This is a genomic window from Psychrobacter sp. A3 (genome assembly GCF_028823565.1).
GTDB lineage: Bacteria > Pseudomonadota > Gammaproteobacteria > Pseudomonadales > Moraxellaceae > Psychrobacter > Psychrobacter celer.
This window is the reverse complement of record NZ_JAPEHS010000119.1, coordinates 1-5790: the sequence shown is the minus strand read 5'-3', so window position 1 is coordinate 5790 and position 5790 is coordinate 1. Positions and strand designations below refer to the sequence as shown.

Annotated in this window: 4 protein-coding genes and 1 pseudogene; 4 read left to right on the top strand and 1 reads right to left on the bottom strand. The window is 44.0% G+C overall.

Annotated features, from left to right (window positions below):
- Positions 1-505 precede the first annotated feature (505 nt).
- Positions 506-1705, bottom strand: a complete 1200-nt coding sequence (locus NK638_RS11695) for a sugar transporter (RefSeq protein ID WP_274633142.1) — start codon at positions 1703-1705, stop codon at positions 506-508.
- A gap of 352 nt (positions 1706-2057) precedes the next feature.
- Between NK638_RS11695 and NK638_RS11690 the strand changes: the two genes are divergently transcribed.
- The 4 genes and pseudogenes from NK638_RS11690 to NK638_RS11675 form a co-directional block, all read left to right on the top strand.
- Positions 2058-2762 (top strand): hypothetical protein, encoded by a 705-nt coding sequence (locus NK638_RS11690; protein WP_075101165.1) that lies wholly within the window; start codon positions 2058-2060, stop codon positions 2760-2762.
- Positions 2763-3483: 721 nt separating this feature from the next.
- Positions 3484-4398, top strand: a complete 915-nt coding sequence (locus NK638_RS11685) for a hypothetical protein (RefSeq protein WP_274633141.1) — start codon at positions 3484-3486, stop codon at positions 4396-4398.
- A gap of 141 nt (positions 4399-4539) precedes the next feature.
- Positions 4540-5124, top strand: a complete 585-nt coding sequence (locus NK638_RS11680) for an alpha/beta hydrolase (RefSeq protein WP_192992865.1) — start codon at positions 4540-4542, stop codon at positions 5122-5124.
- Positions 5125-5464: 340 nt separating this feature from the next.
- Positions 5465-5790 (top strand): annotated as a pseudogene (locus NK638_RS11675) (hypothetical protein); the annotation flags it as partial.

Sequence of the window (5790 nt, the reverse complement as noted above, 5' to 3'; positions counted from 1 at the left end):
ACGCCGACATCGACGGCAGCAGCATACCAAAGGCAAATCGCCCCAAACCCAGCCCGCAAAACATCGCTATAGAGCCTATAGCGGCGACAACCCAAGCATAATGTAACCTGCCTAAGCTAAGCGGCGGTGTGCGATTGCGCGGCTCTGATGGCAAGCTGTCCTCACGCATGTTGTTTCTCCGAAAGATCGAAGAAACTGGCGCTTATATGTCCCATACGCATGATACACAAACCAAATAATACCGCCGTCTGGCGTAAAATATTTCCCATTTTACACTTATCCTTGTGTGGGTAATGCAGTAAAAGTCCGGTAGCAATGAGTATAGCTTTGCCTGAACACTCGTTCAATAGAGGTTGTAAAAGTTTATGAAAATTGCTGCTTATGAGAATTGCTGCTGTTTATGAAAGTTACTAAGATTACTAAGATATGGTGATGATTGGCGTAAAAAATGCCAGACCGTTTAGTAGGCTGGCATTGTATTTGGGTTCGAATCATCTGGCTTTAACTAGCCGAGTCTTTTACTCAGCTCAGGAAAGCGTTTGATCATAAATAGCATCAGTAGCAGCGCCGCACTAGCGATGGCCGCCCCGACATAGCCCACGCTTGATAGCGACAGATGCGTCACCGCGTATCCACCAAAGAGCGCACCCGTACCGATTCCTAAGTTGATAATACCCGAAAACATCGACATCAGCATGTCTTGGGCATTGACATCGACCATGATGACTTTGGCCTGCATGGAGATGATCAGTAGCATCAGCGCCGCGCCCCATAATAAGGCAATTAGGCTGAGCGCCCAGATCGAGGTCACCACATACAGCAGTATTAGCATAGATAAAAGCATCAGTATGGTCGAGACCAGCATAATCCGCGTGTTAAATCGATCACCCCAACGGCTAAATATGACACTGCCGGCAATCCCTGCGACACCGAATAACAATAAAATGACCGTCGCTGAGTTTTCGCTCACTGAGCCGACCTGCCGCATAAACGGCTCAATATAAGAGTAGGCGCTATAGTGAGCGGTAAAGACCAGTAGGATAAGCAAGTACAGGCAGACCAATAGTGGGTTTTTTAGTAGTTCTGGTATTTTTCTAAAAGAGCCTTGAAACATACTGGGCAGGGTCGGTAATAGCTTGGCTTGTAGAACAAACACCACAAAAGCAATCATCCCAATCCCACCAAACGTCGCGCGCCAGCCAAACCATTGACCAACCAAACGCCCCAACGGCACCCCTAGCACCATCGCCAATGAGGTACCCGTTGCAAGAACGCTTAGTGCTAGTGCTTTTTTGCCTTCTGGTGCTACTCGTATGGAAATCGCCGCGGTGATGGACCAAAATATCGCATGTGATAGCGCGATACCTACGCGGCTGATCAGCAGCACATCAAAGCTCCAAGCAAATACGGACAGTACATGACTGGCAATAAATACTGCAAATAACCCTAGCAGTAAGCTTTTGCGCTCAAAGCGACTGGTCAGTAGCATCAGCGGCAATGACATGACCGCAACGATCCACGCATACAGCGTCAGCATCCAGCCAGTCTCGGCAGTGGTGATAGAAAAATCTTGGGCAATGTCACTGAGTAGGGCGACGGGGACGAATTCTGTGGTATTCATGATAAAGGCACTGATGCCCATCAAAAACACTTGAAAATACTGAGTCCGGCGAGCATCTAAGCTCGCCTCAATGTTGTGTTTCATAAGATCCAATACAAGAAAATGCTAGGGCGCGTCCTCACTCGATGAGTAAGAATAATTAAGCAAGAATAATTAAGTAAGAACAATAAGGACACGCTCTAATACGATAAGAAGATAGCCCATAAGGGGGTAAAAATGCTGGGTGGTAAACACCTTTGGCAATATAAGAATGGCGAAGCAAGATACCAAGCCCGCGGCACTAGTTAAAGGGCTTTTTTGCTAAGGATTGTTAATTTGATATCGAACGGACGATATCGCATCGGTCGCGCTCATCTAGACCGTATATCTAAAAACCTCTAAATAAGAGATAATAGCCGCTATAAAACCATCAATTCATACAACAAGGCCGTCCTGCATGACCAAAGAAAACCCTTATCACTTTTTGCCGTTACAACCCACTGGCAGAAACGAGACCGACAACGTAAACACCTACGCTCCTGAAGACATGATAAAAATATACGAGCAGCAGTTTCTCACGCACGTGCCTGAAGACCAGCTAAGCGAGTTTTTGCCCGCACTAAAGCAATTTTATGATATCGATGATAATACGTTGGACATCGCTGCGGTCATCTTTGATGCCATAGCGGATGCAGCGATTATCTATAATCACAAGGTAAAAGCAGGCGGTTATCAGATATTAGGTAGCTTGGTAACAGAGCAGCTGGAGTACGAGCAAGTCGAAGGCAGTAATGAAGGCTCAAACTCAAATGATAGCTCAGACAATCAAGCCTATACCATAGACTGTATGCGTACGTTTTTTATCAATGATATCGAAATACCGTACCACTTTAATCTATTTATCCAAGGCGACGGTTATTCTACCTTGACCGAAAAAAACACCGTGCTAGAAAAAATATACTGGCTGGTCCATGGTGAGTCTGAAGGCGATTTAGACGATACAGCAACTTCTTTAGCATCTATTAACGAGGCGCTGGCCAGCTTAGGCATCAGAGCGATGGATCTAAACACCATCCATCAGTTGCTCAACTATATAGAAGATCATCTGCTCGATGACGACATGGCAGACACGCTAAATACTCTGATAGATGCCGCTGAGTAGGTCTTGTCTTATGAGTGTGACTCATGACTCACCGTAAGTGTGAATACGCGACAGCCGTTGTCGCAGATGATATAAATACACTGTATTTTTATCAATCTTTATATTATAGTTATTGAGTCAGGCAGCAATAATTCTAAAAACCATAACCGGATATAGTTGGTTCACTTTAAAAACGATACAATGCAGCTGGTATGAATTTTGCGCAGCATCTGTCAGCGTAGACACAGCAAGCAAGGAAAAATTATACCAGTTGCCCGCTCATATGAGCGTATCGATTTTATCTAGAACTGACTATAAACAACAACTGGACAAACAGTGAACCCTCGGGGCGCAATGCCTCACTTTTTAACTGAGTTGTCTTTAATGATGCTATTTTCGTTTTATTTTATCTTCCTTTGCCTGTACAAATCCAAAAAAACTTAGTTATTAACACACACAAAACTAAAAAAACGCTCGTGAGTCTGACAAACTTGTTGACGATACGACGATAGCGAACTGCGTCAAGAAACCCGCTTCATAAAACAACTGCTTTACCAAAGCGATTAACTGACTTCATCTTATAAATATTAACTGATAGATAAGCGACGCCATTTAATAAAATGGCGAACAGACTCGGCTTGCCGAAAACAAGGATATCGCCAAGTGCTGCCAAACAATAAAACCAGCAATTCGACAAACTATGCAACAAGCAATGCAAAACTAAAATAATAAGGATATGACAATGACAAAGTTAACGTATGAATTTGAGCAAAAACGCGTAGACAATATGCAGTGGGCAGGTCGCGCAAAACTGTCTGGGTTAACGGCATTGGCCAGTGATGAGCAAGGGCGAGTACGAAAAACGCCCTTGTTTTATCTCGAAAGTGTGTCGGTAGACAATTATGTAGATGACATTTACTTTGTGAATAATAGCGATGAGACGCTGAGCTTTGTCGCGTCATTTATGCCCTATCGAAACATAATAGAGGCAGGGGCCAAGCTCGGTGATATCAGTGAGGAAAATCTACATAAAGTAAAGCTTTATAGTGATGACATGGCGAGTGTGTACACCGATGTACTGCCCATGCAAGGCGTGCGTATCGGTAGCAGTCATATCATTTATGACAGTGATGCGCTGATGCAGTGGCTGATACACCTCCCCTTTAAGGGGGCTAAGACGCATTACGCCATTTGGCGCTTTAACGTGGTGGAGAAAGGCGGTATTGGTGGGTCTTATCCACTACTGTGGGAGGATTTTAGTAAGCCCTCGCACATAGTCAGTGCTGATTGTCTGTTTGAAAAGTACGAAATGCCGATAGAGGCCAGTGTTTATGAGGAGCGCTGTGCGCTGTTTGAGCGGCTGATTGACGCCTTTGGGGTGGCCAATGCCATATTTGTCTTAGCGATTAACGATGTGCTGTATCGTTACTGCGTGGGCTGGAATGCGCCTTATAGCGAGTCGGATATACAGGCGCAAGACATTGCTCTTAAGCTAAAAAAGCAAAAGCCGAAGGATGCGCAAGCGGTAAAAGGTATTATCCAAGCTGTTTATGACTTTTGGTTTAATGAGGGCTTTGCAAAAAATATCTCAATGCAGGCTTGTGAGGAAATTTTGGCTTTATACCAAGCGCAAGTCGCTATAGTCGATTCTAAATAAAAGAGTAATACGTTTATTAATCAGCCTTGCTATAACATTTTTATAGTGAACTGACTATAGCCAAAAAGCAGTTTAATCTAATTTAAATCTATAAGCCAAGCTGTTGAAAAAATTAAATAATTATTAAAAAAGGAGAACGCTATGATGTTTCCTATCGAAAACAATGACACGTTTTTGTTGTTTTTTCATGGTCTCGACTCAAGCAATGAGACCAGTAAATATACCTGTATCACCCGTGAGCCAAAGTATTGCCAAACGGTCAATTACCGAGACAACTTTGCAGAAGTATTTGAGATTTATGATGCTTTGATTCGTGAAAAAATAACACAGTATCCGCGCGTGGTATTGGCAGGGCATTCACTGGGTGGCTGGTTTGCCAATCACTTTGCTCATCAATACAATTTGCGGGCGTTATTGATTGCGCCTTGTATCTATCCGAGTGAGGTGTTGGCCGATCGTATTCCAAACATCTCTGATAGGAAGCTGTCTTTTCCGACATCAAACACCGAGATGATGCGGGTCATGGTAGAGGTCGACGATGAAAGCTTGGATGTGGCGGTGGCCAGACGAACCTTGGTCAATCTGCCTGAGAGCTGGGAAGTCGATTACTTCGACGGCGGTCATCACCGTATCGCCCGCAGTAGTGATATCTGGTATCACTTGGTTCACCTATGCGAAGATCCCATCGTTTGGATGGATGATGCAACCTACTATGGAGAGGACTAAAGAGTGGGGGTGAAGGTTAAAGGATGGACTTCATCTAAAAAAAGCAGTTATTTGAGGGTAAAATAATTATTCACAAACAGACACACAGTTCCGTATTTATTTACGCTTATCTGATGTGCTATCATCATAAAACGATTTATCGTGGGTTTAACAGTTTTGTATTGCCAATCGCTACTGACGATGATGATGTCAGTTGAATGATGGTGTGCAACCCTTGCAACTTCCAGCACGATATAAAACAACTCTGGTAAAGCGCATGAGCCTGTACTCCGACATCCTCATTTGTGCCTGATTTTATTATTTTTCGTCGGAGTTATAGGAATCTAAGGTGTCCACCATCATGAGCCACTCATCTCATCTTTCTAAATACACTCGTCACTATCGCCCGCAGCACCCACTTTCTCAGTATATTATTAATCAAATCAACACGCTAGAGATGCGTGCGCCAGATATCATTAGAGCCATGGGCTATCCGTTAGGCCATACCATACCTGCTTGTGAGCGCTTGCGCCATGTCTTGTGTCATCGTCATCTTGGGCTTGATGGCAGTTATATGGACAGATACTTTAGTGCTGATGCGTTTTTGGCCACGCTGTTTGAGATACTTGAGCTGCCTTATGAGCCATTTGCAGAAGATATTTCCCAGATTAAAGCTCAAGTGGCGCA

Excerpts from the sequence above, each read along its gene's own strand:
- NK638_RS11690 (WP_075101165.1), top strand. The coding sequence starts at position 2,058 with ATGACCAAAGAAAACCCTTATCACTTTTTGCCGTTACAACCCACTGGC.
- NK638_RS11695 (WP_274633142.1), bottom strand. The coding sequence starts at position 1,705 with ATGAAACACAACATTGAGGCGAGCTTAGATGCTCGCCGGACTCAGTAT.
- NK638_RS11680 (WP_192992865.1), top strand. The coding sequence starts at position 4,540 with ATGATGTTTCCTATCGAAAACAATGACACGTTTTTGTTGTTTTTTCAT.
- NK638_RS11685 (WP_274633141.1), top strand. The coding sequence starts at position 3,484 with ATGACAAAGTTAACGTATGAATTTGAGCAAAAACGCGTAGACAATATG.